General features: G+C 73.8%; 15 protein-coding genes. 8 read left to right on the forward strand and 7 right to left on the reverse strand.

All coding sequences use genetic code 11. The annotated features are described in order from the left end of the window. Positions 1 to 5 precede the first annotated feature (5 nt). Genes ACWPWW_RS11770 through ACWPWW_RS11780 form a run of 3 tightly spaced genes read left to right on the forward strand, consistent with a single transcriptional unit; the run spans position 6 to position 3,474 of the window. On the forward strand, positions 6 to 1,673 hold the full coding sequence (locus ACWPWW_RS11770; protein WP_454050560.1) for a hypothetical protein: 1,668 nt from the start codon (positions 6 to 8) through the stop codon (positions 1,671 to 1,673). After that, the gene (locus ACWPWW_RS11775; RefSeq protein WP_454050561.1) at positions 1,670 to 2,701 is read left to right on the forward strand and encodes an SIS domain-containing protein; all 1,032 of its coding nucleotides are present in this window, start codon (positions 1,670 to 1,672) and stop codon (positions 2,699 to 2,701) included. The genes ACWPWW_RS11770 and ACWPWW_RS11775 overlap by 4 nt, the downstream gene beginning before the upstream one ends. Beyond that, complete coding sequence (locus ACWPWW_RS11780) at positions 2,698 to 3,474, forward strand: glucosamine-6-phosphate deaminase (RefSeq protein WP_454050562.1); 777 nt, start codon at positions 2,698 to 2,700, stop codon at positions 3,472 to 3,474. The genes ACWPWW_RS11775 and ACWPWW_RS11780 overlap by 4 nt, the downstream gene beginning before the upstream one ends. Positions 3,475 to 3,731: 257 nt before the next feature. On the opposite strand, the gene ACWPWW_RS11785 is transcribed toward ACWPWW_RS11780, so the two are convergent. After that, complete coding sequence (locus ACWPWW_RS11785; RefSeq protein ID WP_454050563.1) at positions 3,732 to 6,629, reverse strand: sugar-binding domain-containing protein; 2,898 nt, start codon at positions 6,627 to 6,629, stop codon at positions 3,732 to 3,734. A gap of 191 nt (positions 6,630 to 6,820) precedes the next feature. Then, the gene (locus ACWPWW_RS11790) at positions 6,821 to 8,044 is read right to left on the reverse strand and encodes a TetR/AcrR family transcriptional regulator (protein ID WP_454050564.1); all 1,224 of its coding nucleotides are present in this window, start codon (positions 8,042 to 8,044) and stop codon (positions 6,821 to 6,823) included. Positions 8,045 to 8,145: 101 nt separating this feature from the next. On the opposite strand from ACWPWW_RS11790, the gene ACWPWW_RS11795 reads away from it, so the two are divergent. Together ACWPWW_RS11795 and ACWPWW_RS11800 are read left to right on the forward strand one after the other, a co-directional pair. Then, entirely contained in the window at positions 8,146 to 9,429 is a 1,284-nt protein-coding gene (locus tag ACWPWW_RS11795; protein ID WP_454050565.1) for an MFS transporter, read from the forward strand. Next, positions 9,426 to 11,210, forward strand: a complete 1,785-nt coding sequence (locus ACWPWW_RS11800) for a glycoside hydrolase family 3 protein (protein ID WP_454050566.1) — start codon at positions 9,426 to 9,428, stop codon at positions 11,208 to 11,210. Before ACWPWW_RS11795 ends, ACWPWW_RS11800 begins: the two co-directional genes overlap by 4 nt. Before the next feature lie 78 nt (positions 11,211 to 11,288). On the opposite strand, the gene ACWPWW_RS11805 is transcribed toward ACWPWW_RS11800, so the two are convergent. The 4 genes from ACWPWW_RS11805 to ACWPWW_RS11820 all read right to left on the reverse strand — a co-directional run bounded on the left by ACWPWW_RS11805 (position 11,289) and on the right by ACWPWW_RS11820 (position 14,547). After that, positions 11,289 to 11,693: a DUF6640 family protein gene (locus ACWPWW_RS11805; RefSeq protein ID WP_454050567.1), complete on the reverse strand. Its 405-nt coding sequence runs from the start codon at positions 11,691 to 11,693 to the stop codon at positions 11,289 to 11,291. Between the two features lie 117 nt (positions 11,694 to 11,810). Further along, positions 11,811 to 12,488 (reverse strand): NADPH-dependent F420 reductase, encoded by a 678-nt coding sequence (locus tag ACWPWW_RS11810; RefSeq protein WP_454050568.1) that lies wholly within the window; start codon positions 12,486 to 12,488, stop codon positions 11,811 to 11,813. Then, positions 12,485 to 13,537 (reverse strand): LLM class flavin-dependent oxidoreductase, encoded by a 1,053-nt coding sequence (locus tag ACWPWW_RS11815; protein ID WP_454050569.1) that lies wholly within the window; start codon positions 13,535 to 13,537, stop codon positions 12,485 to 12,487. Before ACWPWW_RS11815 ends, ACWPWW_RS11810 begins: the two co-directional genes overlap by 4 nt. A gap of 77 nt (positions 13,538 to 13,614) precedes the next feature. Further along, positions 13,615 to 14,547 (reverse strand): NADP-dependent oxidoreductase, encoded by a 933-nt coding sequence (locus ACWPWW_RS11820; protein WP_454050570.1) that lies wholly within the window; start codon positions 14,545 to 14,547, stop codon positions 13,615 to 13,617. 112 nt (positions 14,548 to 14,659) lie between these two features. On the opposite strand from ACWPWW_RS11820, the gene ACWPWW_RS11825 reads away from it, so the two are divergent. Together ACWPWW_RS11825 and ACWPWW_RS11830 are read left to right on the forward strand one after the other, a co-directional pair. Beyond that, positions 14,660 to 15,325, forward strand: a complete 666-nt coding sequence (locus ACWPWW_RS11825) for a TetR/AcrR family transcriptional regulator (protein WP_454050571.1) — start codon at positions 14,660 to 14,662, stop codon at positions 15,323 to 15,325. Positions 15,326 to 15,404: 79 nt separating this feature from the next. Then, complete coding sequence (locus ACWPWW_RS11830) at positions 15,405 to 16,259, forward strand: SDR family oxidoreductase (protein WP_454050572.1); 855 nt, start codon at positions 15,405 to 15,407, stop codon at positions 16,257 to 16,259. A gap of 44 nt (positions 16,260 to 16,303) precedes the next feature. Here the strand turns inward: ACWPWW_RS11830 and ACWPWW_RS11835 are convergent, their stop codons facing one another. Then, positions 16,304 to 16,990 carry a TetR/AcrR family transcriptional regulator gene (locus ACWPWW_RS11835; RefSeq protein WP_454050573.1) on the reverse strand — a complete coding sequence of 229 codons (687 nt, stop codon included), beginning with the start codon at positions 16,988 to 16,990 and terminating at the stop codon, positions 16,304 to 16,306. A 102-nt stretch (positions 16,991 to 17,092) separates the two neighbouring features. On the opposite strand from ACWPWW_RS11835, the gene ACWPWW_RS11840 reads away from it, so the two are divergent. Next, complete coding sequence (locus ACWPWW_RS11840; RefSeq protein WP_454050574.1) at positions 17,093 to 17,458, forward strand: DoxX family protein; 366 nt, start codon at positions 17,093 to 17,095, stop codon at positions 17,456 to 17,458. Positions 17,459 to 17,466 lie beyond the last annotated feature (8 nt).

Here is a 17,466-nt window from a genome sequence, read left to right on the forward strand (position 1 = left end):
CGCCCGTGGTCGACGCGTCCTACCGCGACCGCCTCGTCGCCGGCACCCTGACCGAGGCGGACGCGGTGCTCGACACGCTCCGCGTCGGCGTCCCGACGGCGTTCCCGCACCGGGCGACCATGCACGCCGTGCGGGTGCTGGTCCTCGCCGACCTCGTCGACGATCCGCACCCGGACCGCGCGGCGGCGTCGACGGCCCTCGTGACGCACCTCGAGGCGTCCCAGGGGCCGACCGGTCTGTTCGACGGGGACAACCTCGTCTCCCCGCCGGACTCGTCGTTCACCGTCAACGACCTCTGCCTGACCCTCGAGCTGCTCGACGCCCAGGGAGCCCCCGGTCCGGCCGACGTCGCCGGGCGGCTGCGCGCGGTCGCCGAGCGGTCCGTCGAGGCGCTGCTGGTCGGCGGGGTGCACACCCCGAACCACCGGTGGGAGCTGTCCGCCGCGCTGGCCGGCCTGCACCGGCTGACCGGCGACCGGCGGCTCGTCGACCGGGTGGACGAGTGGCTCGCCGAGGGCGTGGACATCGACGCCGACGGCTTCTACTCCGAGCGCAGCCCTAATTACGCCGCCTACGTCTCGAACCCCTCGCTCCTCACCCTCGCCCGGCTGCTCGACCGGCCCGCGCTCCTGGAGCCGGTGCGCGCCTCACTGCGCTCCCTGGTGCCGCTGGTCGATGAGGACGGCGAGGTCGTCAGCGTCCACTCCCGCCGGCAGGACCAGCGCGAGACGTTCCACGTACGGTCGTTCGCCGGCCAGCTCCGGCGGTTCGCGGTGACCGACGAGGACGGCGCGCTCGCCCGCCTCGCCGTCCTCGCGTGCGGCGACCCACGCCTGGAGGCATCCCGAGAGCTCACGGACGGGTTGGTCGACCCGGTGCGGCTCGCGCCACTGCCCCCGGCGGCCCCCGCGACCGACGGGCTCGTGGCCTTGCCGACCGTCGGGCTCGTCCGGAATCGGATCGGCCCGGCCGCCAGCACCGTGTTCGGCGGCTCCGACCACGCCCGGACCCGGCGCATCGCCTCTGGGCTGGCGAACTCCGCCACGCTGGTGCAGCACCGGCGGGGCGCGGCGCGCCTGCACGCGCTGCGCGTGGCCCCCGCGTTCTTCGACACCGGCGCGTTCCGCCCCGAGGTCCTCGCGGTCGACGGGCAGCGGGTGCTCCTCACCGGGGAGACGGTCAGCGGGTACTACCAGCCGCTGGCCGCCGCCGACCGCAGGGCGGACGGCGCGTACCGGCTGACCGACGAGGGACGGTTCTTCGCGCAGATGGACTTCCCCCGGCGCGAGCGCAGCGACCTGGGCCTGGCCACCACCGTCGCGGTCGACCTGCGCGCCGACGGGGCCGACGTCGAGGTCCGCTGCGACGGTCCCCGGACCCGCCTGGCGGTGGAGCTGGTCCTCGGCCCCGGCGACCTCCTCGGCGTCGACCCGCATCCCGAGCTCACCGATGCGTGGTGGTTGCGTGACGGCGCGCTGACCCTGCGGGCGGGCGGCGACCTGCTGCGCGTCCACGTCACCGGGCACGACAGCGGCCTCCCGCCGCGGTACGACGACGGCGAGCTGTTCACCTACGTGCACGGCGAGGACCGCGTGCCCGGCACCCGGGTGCTGATCGGCGGTTGGACCGACCGTCCCCTGCGGATCGAGGTCACGACGGAGGGGACGTCATGACCGCCGGGACCGTGGAGACCTACGTCCGCGAGCAGCCGGACGTGCTCGCGCACCAGCTCGCGACGCTCCCCGCGGCGGTGCGCGACGCGCTCGCCGCCGCCGGCGCGGACCGGACCTCCCGCGTGCTGCTGGTCGGGTCCGGCACCTCGCACCACGCCTCGCGCCTGGCGGCGTCTTCGTTCGCGCGGCCGGTGCGGGCGCTCGTGCCCACCGACGCCCTGCACTTCCCGGGCGACCTCGTGCTCGGCCCGGACCTGCTCGTCGTCGGCGTCTCGCAGAGCGGGCGCAGCACCGGCACCCGCGCCGTCCTCGACCGGGCGCGCGCCGCCGGGGCCGCCACCCTCCTGGTCACGGGCGAGCCGTCGGACGGCCCGCACCCGGCGCTCGACATCGCCTGCGGCCCCGAGACCGTCGGGGCCAAGACCAAGGGCTGCACCGCCACCGTCCTCGCGCTGCACCTGCTCGGCCGCGCGCTCGACGCGCAGGACGGCGGCGACCTCGCGGCCGCGCCGGATGCCGTGGTCACCGCCATCGCGGACGCGGGCGCCCCGGTCGCCGCGCTGGTCGCCGCACCGCCGCCGACCGACGTGCACGTCGTCACCTGGGGCCCGTGGCGCCCGGTCGCCGACGAGGGCGCGCTGAAGGTCCTCGAGACCGCCCGCGTCCCCGCCGGGGTGTGGGACGTCGAGGAGTTCCTGCACGGCCCGCACCGCCGCCTGCACCACGGCAGCCTCCTGGTGGTCGTGGGGGAGCGCGGCGAGCTGGCCGACCGCGCCGACCGCCTCGCGCAGGTCGTCGTCGAGCTCGGCGGTCGCGCCCTGCACGTGATCGCCGGCGGTACGACGTCGGTCGGCGCCGCCGAGGTGCGCATCGCGCTGCCGCCGGCTGGCGACGCCGCGCGCCTGGCCGCGGTCGTCCCGCTCCAGCTGCTCGCGGTCGAGCTCACCCGAGCCCGCGGGCTCAGCCCGGAGGAGGACGTGTTCCCCGACTTCCACCGCCGGCTCGGCAGCAAGGCGGTGCCCGCGTGAGGCTCGAGGTCCTGCCCGACGCCGCGGCGGTCGGCGACCGCGCGGCCGACGTCGTCGTCGCCGAGATCCGCCTCCGGCCGGACCTCGTGCTCGGTGTGGCCACGGGCTCCTCGCCGGAGCCGCTGTACTCCGCCCTCGCCGCGCACGTCCGCGACGGGCTCGACGTGACCGGGGTGCGGGCGTGGGCGCTCGACGAGTACGTCGGCCTGCCCGCCGGCCACGCCGAGTCCTACCGCGCGGTCGTGCGGCGCACGGTCACCGAGCCGCTCGGCCTCGATCCGGTCCGCGTGCACGTCCCCGACGGCGCGGCCGCCGACCCGGACGCCGCAGCAGCGGCCTACGAGGCCGGGCTGGCGCGGGCCGGCTACGCCGACCTGCAGATCCTCGGCATCGGCCACAACGGGCACCTGGCGTTCAACGAACCCGGCTCGCCGGTCGACGGGCGCACCCGGGTCGTCCCGCTCACCGCGCGGACGCGCGCCGCGAACGCGCGGTTCTTCGGCGGAACCGTCGACTCCGTCCCCACCCACGCCCTGACGCAGGGGCTCGGCACGATCACGTCCGCCCGGCACCTGCTGCTCGTCGCGACCGGTGCGGACAAGGCCGACGCCGTCGCCGCGGCGCTCACCGGACCGATCACGCCGGGGGTCCCGGCCTCCGTGCTCCAGCGGCACGCGCAGGTGACCGTGCTGCTGGACGAGGCGGCGGCGAGCGCGCTGCCGTCGTCGCGCTGCCGAGCGCACCCGGCGTCCGCAGGGGTGCCGACCCGGTGACCCCGCGGGTGCACCCGACCCCGGACCCGTGGTGCTGAGAACGCACGCGTAGCCGGTGGACGGGTGCCCCTGCCGATCGGCAACGGCTGGCTACGGGGGGCTCGCGGCTGGGCCCGGCGCCCTGGCCCGACCTGGCCGGCAGACCTCCATGACCACACGGGGACGTGCCGTGACGGCGACTGCCGTGCGATCTCGTCGCGGCCGATCTCGTGCCAGATCGGGGGCATGCGCTGCTGCCCGGCGGGCGGTACTTGTTCTCAGCGTGCCCGGAACAGGCGCTGAACTTGACCGGCGTCGAGCTCCGTCAACGGTTCGGGCGGGGTGTCCGACAGGTGCCGGTGCAAGCTGTGCCGGAACAGGTCGACCTCCGGGCGCGGATGATCCCCTCGGCTCAGGTTCAGGGTGCAGATGGCCAAGCGACCCCTCCCCACGCGGGCCTCGATCAGGAGTCCGAGGCGACGCGCCCGGAACCAGGTGTCGATCGGCTGGACGAGGGGCCGCACCGCCGCGGGGAGGTGGTCGAGCACCATGGGGGCCGCTCCGTGGAGCAGCTCCCACCACTGCCAGTCGGTGTGCCCCTCGGAGGGGAACTCCTGGAACAGCGGGTGATCGCTCGGGTGGGTGATGCCGAGCGTGTGGGGTGCCTGGTCCTTGGTCCAGGCGGTGTTCCAGAAGACCGGCGTGAATCCCAGCGCCACGTCGCCCGCCACCTCGTGGGCGGGCGGCGTCAGGAGCACGGTCGCACCGGAGCTCGCCCGTCGCAGTGCCTCGTCGACGTCGGTCGTCTCGACCACCGGGTCGGGACGGTCGAGCGCCGGGGCCGCCGCGTAGACCCACACGTCCCAGTCGTTCTCCCAGGTCTGCTCGCCCGACGTGACGGTGACCACCAGCGTCAGGCGCTGAGTCTCCAGGTCGCCGAGGTCGACCCGCACGGCGCCATGGCGCTCGGCGTTGCCGAGCGGGATCTGGCCCTCGAACGACGTGCCGGCTCGCACGACCGCACCGTCGGAGGCCCGGATCCGCCAGGTGACCTCCGCATCGAGGTCCCTCGAACCGAAGTTGGCGACCTGCACCTCGAACGTCATCGTGTCGGCGGTGGTCCAGACCCGGCGGGGTAGCCGGGCGAGGGGCACGACCGGTCCGCAGAAGCGAGCGAACTCGGCCGCCGTGGCGTACGGCTTCTCGTCCCAGAAGGCGTCGAGGACGCCGACCAGCGCCGTGCCCTGACCGGGGAAGTCGTTCAGCCCGAGCAGCTGGAAACCGCCGAAGCCCGGGGTGCGCAGTGCAGCCTCGACCTCTTCCTTGTAGCAGAGCAGCTGCAGCCGGCCGGAGGCGTGCAGGAACTCCTGCGCCTGGTCGGCCATGCCGGCCTCGGCGAGGAAGGCGGCGAAGACCTCGAGGTTCTTCGGCTGCATCAGCCCGCTGTACTTGGTCGTCTCGGCGAAGTTCGGGTAGGCGCACCACTGCCCGATCTCGTGGCTGACGATCGGGCGCGGCGTGCTGCCCACCCAGTCCCGGTAGTCCGTGCCGGTCTCCGGGGCCCGGGCGTTCAGCCGGGAGGCCAGGCCCTCGCCCCAGCCGTGCGTGCGGGGCCCGGGGATGTCGTCGTAGTCGCTCTCCTCGATCGCGGGCCAGCCGGCCCCGCTGGTGTAGAGCCGGCGGGGGTCCCGCCTGCGGGCGTGCTCGACCCACGTGCCGAGGAACTCGGCGTCCCGGCCCGCGGGCTCGTTGCCGTGGGCCATCAGCAGGAAGGAGGGGTGGTTGCCGAAGGTGTCCTGGATCCGTTCGGTCTCCTCGTACAGGAAGCGGTCCACGGGGCGGCCCTCGCCCACGGCGGCACCCTGGTTCGCCCAGATCGGCGCCTCGACCTGGAGGTAGAACCCCTCCTCGTCGGCGGCGACGAACGCGGCCTCGGGCGGACACCAAGAGTGGAAGCGCAGGTGGTTCAGCCCGTGCCGGCGAGCGGTGCGGAACACGCGGCGCCACGGTTCCGTGTCCGTCGGCGGGAAGCCGGTCAGCGGCCACACGCACGACTCCAACGTCCCGCGCAGGAACGTTCGCCGCCCGTTCACGGTGATCTGGGTGCCCTCCGTCCCGACCTCCCGCAGGCCGAAGGTCGCGCGAGAGGTGTCCCGGTGGTCCCGGTTGTCGGCGTGCGCCGTCAGCTCCACGGTGAGGTCGTGCAGCGCGGGGTCGAACTCGTCCCAGGTCGCGGCCTGCGGACCCAGCGCGACCACGAGGTCGACGTGGGCACCGCCGCCCGTCATGCCACGGAGAGCCAGGTCCTGCCCGTGCTCCGCGTCATACGCGGCCGACGCGCGGCCGAGCACCTCGTCGAGCGCCGAGCGCGACCGGACGACGGCGGTGACGACGCCGCGGCCGGCACCCGCCGCCGAGGACTCGATGTCGACCGCGACGTGCGCGACGCGGTCCGCCACAACCGGCTCGACGCGGATCTGCCGGATCCGGACCTCCGGCAGGACGTGCAGCCGGAGGTCCCCGATGAGGCCGTTCCAGTTGCCCTGCGTGTGGTCGCTGATGCTGTGCGCGTTGGGGCCGACATCCACGACGGTGCGGTTGTCCACCCGCACGACCACGGTGTGCTCGCCGGGCGCGAGGCGGCCGATGGCGAACTCGTGCGGCGTGGAGAGGCTCCGCTCCGAGCCGATCCGGACGCCGTCGACCCACACCGTCGACTCCCAGTGAACCCGCTCCAGGTAGAGTCCGAGCCGGCTGCCGGCCCACGCCTGCGGGACCACGACGGTCCGCTGGAACCAGGCCGCACCGCGGTAGTAGGTGTGGGGCTGCAACCAGAACGGGACTGCGTAGCCGGCAGGGTCACGGAAGGGGGCGTACCGGTCCTCGGTGTAGAACGACGTGTCCACGACCAGGCCGGTCCACTGCGTGTCCGGCCCGACGCGATCCCCGATGCCCTGCTCCTGCAGGGATCCCGGCAGCTGCACCTCCCGGACGTCGGTGCTCGACTGCTCGAGTCCGGTGAACCACAGCTCGCGTTCGCCGACGCCGTCGCGGTCCAGCGCCACCGCCCACCTGCCCGACAGGTCGAGGCGGGCCTCCGGCGGGCTGCCCGGAGCGGCGGCTCGGGGCCGGCCTACGGGAGGGTGCCGCTCGGGCGTCGCACGCTGATGTTCCACGGTGGTCCTTCTGTCGGGCAGGGAGCCGCTTCTCGTCGCGGGGCGGCGGCGCGCACGACGGTACGGAACGCGGCGTCAGCACGAGAATGGAAGAAACCGCGCAACGCATGGACGATCGGATCTCCCCGCCGTGCGAGCAGGCGCAATGCGTCCGCTCACGCTCCCGTCGCCGGTCGTCCGGCAGGCCCGGACTACGGGACCGCGCGGAGGTGGTCGAGGTGCTCGGCCAGCAGCGCGCAGGGATCGACCGCGTCGGGGTCGTAGAGCCACTGCATGTAGAGCCCGTCGAGCAGGCCGGCGATCCAGAGCGCCTCGAACCACGGGTCCCTGCCCGGGGCCACCGTGCCGGCCTCCTGCGCCCGCATCACGTCGTCGGCGAACGAGCGGATGAGCGTCTGGTAGCGCTCGGCGAAGTAGCCGTGGGCGGGATGTGACGGCGCAGCGGCCTCGATGCACAACGTGGTCTGCAGCTCGACGAAGCCGGGCGCTGTCTCCAGGTTGCGGCGGAACCGCTGGGGCAGCCCCCACAGGCCGGCCGGACAGTCACCGCCGTCGGCCAGCACCGCCTCCTGCTGCTCGAGCACGGCGACGAGCAGCCGCTCCTTGTCACCGAAGTGGTGCTTGAGCGTGGAGGCACCCGTGCCGACCGCCGCGGCGATCTCCCGCAGGCTCGTCACGTGGTAGCCCGACCTGGCGAACTGCTCGGCGGCGGCGGCGATGATCTGCGCGCGCCGTTCCCTGCCGGTGGCATACCCCGTGGCCCGTACTTCGGCTGGTGTCGCAGGCGGGTCGCACGGCTCGAGCGGCGGCATGCGGGATCCCGGCGCGCCGGCTCCCAGTGCGGCGAGGCGGCGGCGGAGCGCGTCGGGAACGCGGATCTCTGGCAGGTAGAGCGCGACCAGCTGGATGCCGTCCCAGGCCGCGGCTGTCCGCGTCCCCTCCGCGAGCGGGTCGAGCATGGCGTCCAGGTCGTCGGCGTGCCGCCGCAGGATGTCGGCGAACTGGTCACGCGCCGCCACATACCGCGCGGCGACGGCGGCGTGCTCCGGGTGCTCGGGGCTCACGGCGAGCCCGATGAGCCCCAGCAGCAGCCGGGAGTAGCCGGGGGTGGCGTCGTTCCGGCGGGCGACCTGGACGAAGGCATCGAGCGAGGTGGCCTCGCTCGACGGCAGGTGCCGGTTGAGGTCGTCGAGCCGGTCGACGACGGCGCGGAGCAGGTCGTCGGCTGAGGAGAAGTGCCGCAGCAGGCCGGGGTGGCTGATGCCGGCGGCGGCGGCGATCTCGCGCAGCGACACCGCCCGGTAGCCCCGCTCCGCGAACAGCACCGCGGCCGCGTCGACGATCGCCGCACGCGTGCGGGCCGCGGAGTTCTCACGCGCCCGCGGCGGTCGTACGGCGGTCGCGGCGTCGCTCATGCGATCAGCCTACGCGAGTTACCGAGCGTTGCATTTTCAGTTACCACCTGTTTCACTTACGCCACCCGCGCCGACGAAGGCGCCGTCCAAGGAGTTCCGCCATGACAGAGTCGTCACTGATCCAGCCTGCGGCCGTGCCGTCGTCGACCGAGCCCGCGCGTCCGCCGCGTGGGTACGTCCCCACCTTCGCGGCTGCGAACTTCGGGATCATGCTCGCGCTGATGACGCCGGCGCTCGTGACGCTGGCGTTCAAGGTGCAGCACATCACCACCACGTCGGCACAGGCGACCTCGGCCCTCGGGCTCGTCACTGGCGTCGGTGCGGTGTTCGCCTTGATCACCAACCCGCTCGCGGGACGGCTGTCCGACCGAACGACGTCGCGCTGGGGCATGCGACGCCCGTGGCTGGTCGGCGGGGTTCTCACCGGGCTCCTCGCGTTCATGGTCATCGGCGTTGCGACGAGCGTGTGGCTCGTGCTGATCGCGTGGTGCGTAGCTCAGGCCGCGATGAATGCCGTGCTCGCTGCCGCCAACGCCACGGTCCCGGACCAGGTGCCCACCGCTCGGCGCGGGATGGTCTCCGGCATCGTCGGCCTCGCAGGGCCGGTCGGCATGCTCGTCGGCACGGCGGTCGCCAACGTGCTCCCCGGCGACTTCGCCCGGTTCACGGTCCCGGCCGTCGTCGCCGTCGCGCTCGTCCTGGTGTTCGCCCGCGCGCTGCCCGACCGGGTCCTGACGGAGCGGCCGACGACGGCGTTCACCGTCAAGGAGTTCCTCGGGTCGTTCGTGTTCAACCCGGTCAAGCACCCCGACTTCGGGTGGACGTGGCTGACGAAGTTCCTGGTGATGTTCGGCTACGCAGGAGTCGCCACCTTCCTGCCGTTCTACCTGACCGAGCAGTTCGGCCTCGGGGAGCAGGACGCGATCCAGGCCGTCCTCCTGGCGAACGTCGCCTTCATGGGTGCCCTGGCCGTCTCGGGGCCGCTCGGCGGGATCCTGTCGGACAAGGTCGGCAAGCGGCGCCCGTTCGTCGCCGTCGCGGGCCTGATCATGGTCGTGGGCCTGGTCGTCCTGGCGTTCGCGCCCAGCGTCACGGCGGTGGTGGTCGGCCAGGCGATCGTCGGGCTGGGTGTGGGCTCCTTCATGTCGGTGGACCTCGCGCTGGCGACACAGGTGCTCCCGAACCCCGACGACGCCGCCAAGGACCTCGGCGTGCTCAACATGGCCAACGCCCTGCCGCAGTCGCTCGCACCCTCGATCGCCCCCGTGATCATCGCCTTCGGGGCGACGACGGCCCTCGGCGGTTACGCCACGTTCTACCTGTTCGGCGCCCTCGTCGCTCTGGCCGGCGCCATCCTCGTGTACCGCATCAAGGGAGTGAAGTGACCACGTCCAGCATCGACACCACCCACCTCGACCCGGCGCTGCCCGTCGACGAGCGCGTCGAGCGCCTCCTGGCGCAGATGACCCTCGAGGAGAAGGCCGGCCTGCTGTTCCAGACCATGATCAGCATGGGTCCGGATGGCGAGCTCAGCGACGGGGACCCGGTGTTCGGCCTCCCGAGCAACGAGGAGTACGTCACCGGCCGGCTGATGACCCACTTCAACATCCTCGGCACGGCGCCCACCGTCGAGGCCATGGCGACGTGGCACAACCGGCTCCAGGAGCTCGCCGCCTCGACGCGACTGGGCATCCCGGTCACCATCTCCAGCGACCCGCGGCACTCGTACACCGACAACCCGCTCATGGGCGTCGCGACCGACACCTTCTCGCTCTGGCCCGAGCCGCTCGGGCTGGCAGCGATCGGCGACGAGGCCCTAGTCGAGCGGTTCGCGGACATCGCGCGCCAGGAGTACACGGCCGTGGGCATCCGGGTCGCGCTGCACCCGCAGATCGACCTCGCGACCGAGCCGCGCTGGTCCCGCCAGCTGCAGACCTTCGGGGAGGACGTCGACCTGACGTCCCGGCTGGGTGCCGCCTACATCCGCGGCTTCCAGGGGTCCCGGCTCGGTGCCGACTCCGTGGCGACCATGACCAAGCACTTCCCCGGGGGCGGTCCGCAGCTCGACGGGGAGGACGCGCACTTCGCGCACGGTCGCGAGCAGGTGTACCCCGGTGGTCTGTTCGAGCACCACCTCAAGCCCTTCGAGGCGGCGTTCGCCGCCGGGACCAGCCAGATCATGCCGTACTACGGGATGCCGGTCGGGACCGAGTACGAGGAGGTCGGCTTCGGGTTCAACAAGAGCGTCATCACCGGCCTCCTCCGGGATGGGTACGGGTTCGAGGGAGTCGTCTGCACCGACTGGGGGCTGATCACCGACAACGCGGTGTTCGGCGAGCCGTTCCCTGCCCGGGCCTGGGGGGTGGAGCACCTCACGCCGCGCGAGCGGATGCTCAAGGTCCTCGAGGCCGGGGTCGATCAGTTCGGCGGCGAGGCGTGCCCCGAGCTGCTGGTCGACCTGGTGCGGTCCGGCGACCTCGGCGAGGACCGCATCGACGTCTCCGCCCGCCGCGTCCTGCGCGAGAAGTTCGTGCTCGGCCTGTTCGACGACCAGCGCTACGTCGACGTCGAGCGTGCCCGGCGCGTGGTCGGCAACGCCGAGTTCGTCGCCGCGGGGAAGGCGGCGCAGCGCGCGTCCGTGACGCTCGTGACCAACACGGTGGTGGACGGTCGCCCGACGCTGCCGCTGCGCGGGGGCCTGAAGCTGTACGTCGAGGGCATCGACGCCGAGGTCGCCGGTGCGTACGGGGTCGTGGTGACGGACCCGCACGAGGCCGACGTCGCGATCCTGCGGCTGCAGGCGCCCTACGAGGAGCGGAGCGCGACGTTCGAGAACATGTTCCACTCCGGTTCCCTGGACTTCCCCGCGGACCAGGTGGCGCACGTCGGGGAGGTCGCGGCGGCGGTGCCGACGGTCGTGGACGTGTTCCTGGACCGCCCGGCGATCCTCACCCCGTTCGTGCACGAGGTCGCGGCCGTCACCGGGACCTACGGCGCCAGCCCGTCGGCGCTGCTGGACGTGCTCGTCGGTGCCGCCGAGCCGCAGGGGCGGCTGCCGTTCGACCTGCCGAGCAGCATGGACGCGGTCCGGGCGAGCCGGCCGGACGTGCCGTTCGACACCGCCGACCCGCTGTTCCGGTTCGGCCACGGGCTGCGCTACAGCTGAGGTTCGTGGGCGCCGGCCGGCCGTGAGCACGCAGCCACGGCCGGCCGGCGCCCGCCGGGACCCGCGGACGACCGCCGGTCAGCCGCGGCCGCGCCGCGCCCGGACCCAGCCGGCAGCGGTCAGCGCCAGCATCGCCGTGGCGGCGACCCGCTCGTCGAGGGGGAACTTCCCGAGGTGCGGGATCAGGTCGGGCCGCTCGGCCCCCAGGCCGCCCGTGCCCGGGTACAGGAAGCTCGCGGCGACGGAGGCCCAGAAGGCGCCGGTCAGGCCGGCGCTCACGGTGTCGGCGCGGGGATCCGGGTGCCGCAGCACCGCGACCGCCGCAGTGCCCAGGAGCGCGGCGGTGGTGATCGTCTGCGCGTCGTGGAACCGGGCGTGCGGCGGCCAGGCGGGGTTGAACAGGTGCGTGCGGTTCCAGTCGGCGGCGAAGCCGGAGACGGCCGTGGCCGCTCCCAGCGCGCCGAGCAGCGTGCGTGGTCTCATCTGATCCTCCGTGGTTCGCCGGGTGCGAAAGGACCTCGGGCCGGAGCGGCGCAGGGGGAGTGCGCGCTCCGGCCCGAGGGGCTCAGGGGTCGAGACTGCTCCTCGAAAAGGCCGCCGTCACGCCGCCGTGGCCGCGGCCTGACCAGCCGCGAGCAGGCCGCGCAGGGCCGCGGCGTCGTGCCGGCCGTCGAACACGGGCGTGCCCGGCTCGAGGGCGGCTCCCGCGGCCAGCGAGCCGGCGTCGACGGCGTCGTAGCCGATCTGCTCGATCAGTCCCATGACCACGCCGCGGGCGTCGGGGTCGTCGCCGGCGACCGCGAGGGCGCGCCGCCCGGGGGTGCCGGGCGTGGTGCCGTCGGTCTCCAGCTCGTGGTAGCCGATGTGGTTGAGCGTCTTGACCACGCGCGCGCCGGTGAGGAACGCCTGGACCATCTCGGAGGACGACGGCGCATCGGCGAGCTCGGGGATGTCCCCGTCGGTCTCGGGCCAGGAGTTCATCGCGTCTACGACGACCTTGCCACGCAGCGTGGATGGGTCCAGCGTCCGGTACCGGCGGAGCGGCAGGGACAGGATGACCACGTCGCTGCGGGCCGCCGCTTCGGCGGCGGTGACGGCCTGCGCTCCCGGCGCCATTACGCCCACTATCAGCTCGATGTCGGCGGGATCGCCGGAGGCCGCGATCAGCACGTCGTAGCCTCCGCGGATCGCCTGGCGGGCGACCGCGGTGCCGACGCGTCCGGCGCCGAGCACCCCGATGGTCCCGACCGGGCGCTCCGTGCCGTCGCGCCCGGTCACCGCGGCGTCCCGGCGGGGGCGGACGCGGCCTCGCGCACGGCGGGGGCGATCTCCGTGGCGAGCCGCGCGATGGAGTCCTCGACCATGGCGTGGGGCATGCCGCCGAAGTCGACCTGGCCGACGAACCGGTCGACGCCAAGCACCGTCTGCAGGTCGAGGATCTTCTCGGTCAGCTCCTCGGGGCCGCCGACCATGAACGCGCCGCCGCGCTCGGACAGCGCGTCCATCTGCGCCCGGCTGACCTCCCAGCCGCGTCCGCCGTTCGTCCGCGGGGACAGGTACTGGTGGTAGTACGGGTAGATCTCGTTGCGCGCGGCGACGGGGTCGGCGCCGGCGTAGAAGTGGCTGGTGATGCCCACCCGCAGGGTCCCGGGCGCGTGCCCGGCCTGCTCGCCGGACAAGCGGTAGATGTCGACCAGGCGGCGGGCGTGGCCGATCGTGCCGCCGATCAGGCCGAGCATCATCGGCAGGCCGAGGCGCCCGGCGCGCTGCGCGCTGGTCGGGGTCCCGCCCACGGCGACCCAGACGGGGAGCTGCTCAGCGTGGGCGCGCGGGGAGATCTCGGCGTCGCGCAGCGGCGGGCGGGTGCTCCCGCTCCAGGTCACGTTCGCCTGGTCGCGCAGCCGCAGCAGGAGATCGAGCTTCTCGGCGTAGGTGCGGTCGAGGTCCGCGGGGTCGACGCCGAACAGGGCGAACGGCTCGGCGAACGCGCTGCGCCCGGCGACGACCTCGGCCCGGCCGTGGCTGAGCAGGTCGAGGGTGGCGAAGTCCTGGTAGACGCGCACCGGGTCCAGCGTGGTGAGCACGGTCGCCGTCGTGATCAGGCGCACGCGCTCGGTGGCCTGCGCCACGGCGGCCAGCGTCACCGCGGGCGAGGAGACGGCGTACTGGTGGGTGTGGTGCTCACCGACGCCGTAGACGTCCAGGCCGAGGCGGTCGGCGAGCACGCCGTAGCCGACGATCTCGTCCATCCGCTGCCCGACGCTCGGCGCCGGGCCACCGTTCGGGTCGGCGGCGATGTCGGTGAGGGAGAAGACTCCGAGCTCCATGGTGGGTCCGTCCTGCGGGTCGCGGCCGGAGCAGGGGGCGGAGCGGCTCCGCCCCCTGCTCGAGCCAGGGGGGTGGGTCAGGCGATGGTGATGACGAGCTTGCCGAGGGTGCCGGCGGCGAAGTCGGCGAACGCCTGCGGCACCTCCTCGAGGGCGTAGGTGCGCTCGATCGTGACGGTGGTCCGCTCCGCGGCGCGGTGGTCGGCCAGCGTCTCGAGGGTCTGCTGCGAGGGCGTGGCGTAGACCGAGGCCACGGTGACGTGCTCGGACGGCAGCTGGTCGGCGGACATGATGCGGGTGGAGGCCAGGCGGCCCTCGGGACGCACCGCAGCGAGCAGGGCGGTCGGGTCACCCGCGAAGTGCAGGACCGTGTCGATGCCGCCCGGGTGCGCGGCCAGGACCTGCGCGGCGACGTCCTCGGTGTAGTCGACGACCTCGGACGCGCCCAGGCGGGTGACCAGGTCGCGCTCGGGGTCGCTGTGCGCGGTGGCGATGACGGTCGCACCGGCGTGCACCGCGAGCTGCACCGCCTGGTTACCGACGCCGCCGGTGGCCCCGGCGACGAGCACGGTCTGACCCGCCTGCACCTGCGCGGCGTCGATCGCGTCGACGGCGGCGGTCCCGGCGAGGCCGAGCGCGGCACCCTCGGTGAAGCTCAGCGACTCCGGCAGGTGCGCCAGGCCGACGGCGACCGGCACGGTGACGTACTCGCCGAAGGACCCGTCGCCCAGGTACTCCTTGGTGACGACGCCGAACACGTGGTCCCCGACCGTGTAGCCCTCGACGCCGGACCCGACCGCGTCGACGACGCCGGCGAAGTCCTTGCCGATGACGACGGGGAAGCGGTGCTCCATCATCCCGACCAGGTGGCTGCCGGCGACGGACAGGTCGAACCCGTTGACCGAGGCGGCGTGCACCCGCACGCGGACCTCGCCCTCGGCGGGCTCGGGGGTGGCGACGTCGTGGACCTGGGGCTGGGCGCCCGACTCGGCGATGGCGATGGCACGCATGACGAACTCCTCGTGAAGCTGCTAAGCGGAACGGTTGCTCCGCTTCATCGGACCCTAACACCTCATCCGGAGCATGTATTCCAGTTAGGCGCGGCCGGGTAGGTTCACCGCCATGACCGCATCCGAGGAGGCGCCCGCACGCGGGCTGCGCGCCGACGCCGAGCGCAACCGGCAGGCGATCCTGGCCGCTGCTGCACGGGTGTTCGCCCGAGAGGGGACCGATGCGCCGCCGGCCGCCGTGGCGCGCGAGGCCGGCGTCGGGGTCGGCACGCTCTACCGCCGGTTCCCGCACCGCGACGAGCTCGTGCAGGCGGTGATGGAGGACAAGATGCGCCGGTACGCCGACGTGACCGTCGAGGCCGCCGAGCTGGCCCGTGACGACCCGTGGTCGGCGTTCGCCGGCTACGTCGCGATGCTGCTCCGGGAGCAGGCGGCCGATCCGGCGTTCGCGGACCTGCTCATGGCGCCGTTCTCCGGGTCGACGATCTTCGCCGCCGAGCACGCGCGCGCCTTCCGTGCGTCCATCCTGCTGGTCGATCGCGCGCGCCGCGCGGGGGCCGTGCGCCCGGACCTCGAGCACGCGGACCTGTTCCTCGCGACGCTGGCGAACGCGGGAGTCGCGCGGGTGCTGACCGCGAGCCGGGCCGCGGCGAGCGAGAGGCTGGCGCGCATGCTGCTGGACGCCTTCCGCCCCGCCCCGGACCGCGAGCCGCTGCCTCCGGTGCCGCCGGAGCTGGCCGCCGATCGCGGCGGCATGGCAGCGACGGAAACGGAATAGCGATTCCGGTCCCCCGGTTGGGTGGGTGATGGCGGGCCACCGGGGCCCGCTGCGCCAGCCACCAGGAGTGATCCGCACCATGTCCTTCGTCATCACCGGCACCTCCGGACACCTCGGCCGCCTGATTGTGCGCGACCTGCTCGGGCGCGGCGTGCCCGGGACGGAGATCGTCGCCGGTGCCCGCTCGCTCGAGGCCGTCCGGGACCTGGCCGACGCGGGCGTCCGCACCGCGGTCGTGGACTACGACGACCCGGCGACCGTCGAGGCGGCGGTCGCCACCGGTGACACCTTCGTGCTGGTCTCCGGCAAGGACCTCGTGCGCCGCAACGTGCAGCACGAGCAGGCGGTCACCGCGGCGGTGCGGGCCGGCGCCGGTCGCCTGGTCTACACCAGCGGCCTGCGGGCGGAGGGCAACCCCCTGGGGTTCGCCGCGGCCCACGCCGTCACCGAGGCCGACGTGCGCGGGGCCGGGGTCCCGTTCACGATCCTGCGCAACGGCTGGTACATCGAGAACTACGCCGGCGATCTCGCCGCGGCCCGGGAGAGCGGGGTGCTGCTGTCCAGTGCCGGCGACGCCACGGTGGCGTCCGTCGCGCGCGCCGACCTCGCGGAGGCCGCGGGCGTCGTGCTGACCGGTGACGGGCACGAGGGCAGCACGTACGAGCTGTCCGGCGACGTCGCGTGGACGTACGACGACCTCGCGGCGGCGTTCGCCCAGGTGCTCGGACGGGACGTCGAGTACCGGCCCGTGAGCGCCGGGGAGCACCTGGCGACGCTCACCTCGGCGGGTGTGCCCACGCCCTACGCCGAGATGGCGGTCGACGTGGACGCCGGCATGCGCGCCGGGGCGATGAGCTACCGGAACGGAGACCTCGCCCGCCTGCTCGGCCGGCCCACCACCTCGCTGGTCGACGGCCTGCGCCCGCTGGTCTGACCGGCACGAGGGCCCGCGTGTACCGCGGGCCCTCGTGCGTCCGCTCACGCCGGGACCGCGTGCGCCCCGCCGCCGGCCCGGATGAGCGCCCGGTACATCTGCCCACGGCTCGGTGCGGGCGGCAGGGGCTCGGCCGCGCTCGCCGTGAACGACTGGAGCAGGTAGCCGACCAGGCGCGCCGAGGCGCCAGGGGCGGCGTCGCGGGTCGCGGACACGACGCCGGCGTTGGCCATGAGCACCAGCGGGACGTCCTGGTGCACGAAGTCGGGCCGGAGCCGGCCTGTCGCCTTGGCCCGGTCGAGCAGCTCGGTCAGCGCGTGAGCGGAGCGGTTCCGCTCGGCCTCCAGGGCGGGGGCGCTGGGGAACGTCATGGTGAGCACGCCCGCGAAGCCGCGGTCGTCGGCCTGCATCGCGCAGACCCGCTCGATGTACCCGCAGAACCCGCGCCAGGGATCCGGGTCGGCCAGGGCGTCCTCGACAGCGGCGGCGTAGCCGGCCATCTTGTCGGCGAACACCGCGCCGATCAGCTCGTCACGCGAGGGGAACCGGCGGAACAGCGTCGCCACTCCCACGCCCGCGCGGCGGGCGATCTCGTTCGTGGAGACCTCCAGCCCCTGCTCGGCGAACGCGGCCCGGGCCGCCTCGACCACGCGCGCCCGGTTCCGCTCGGCGTCCGCGCGCAGGCAGCGTCGCCCTCTGCTCTCGGCTTCCGTGCTCGTGTGATCACTCATGACGCCAGCCTACCCGCTTAGTGGAATAGCCGTTCCGGATACCGTGTTAGGGTCGGCAAAGCGGAACGTCCGCTCCGGTACGACGACAGGACGCCACTCCTCATGGACATCGCTCTCTGGATCACCTCCGGACTGCTCGCCGTCGCCTACATCGGCGCCGGCATCACCAAGTCCACCCAGCCGAAGGCCAAGCTCGACCAGAGCCTGCCGTGGGCGCAGGACTACTCGGCCGGCACGGTGCGGTTCATCGGCATCGCCGAGCTGCTCGGCGGTATCGGCCTGATCCTGCCGTGGCTGACCGGCATCGCGCCGGTCCTGACGCCGATCGCGGCCACCGGCCTCGTCGTCGTGCAGGCCCTCGCGATCGCCGTCCACGTGCGCCGCAAGGAGGCGAAGGTCATCCCGATGAACGCGGTGCTCCTGCTCCTCGCGCTGTTCGTGGCCGTCGCCCGCTTCGCCACCCTCTGACCCCCACC

Source organism: Cellulomonas sp. Marseille-Q8402 (genome assembly GCF_965119525.1).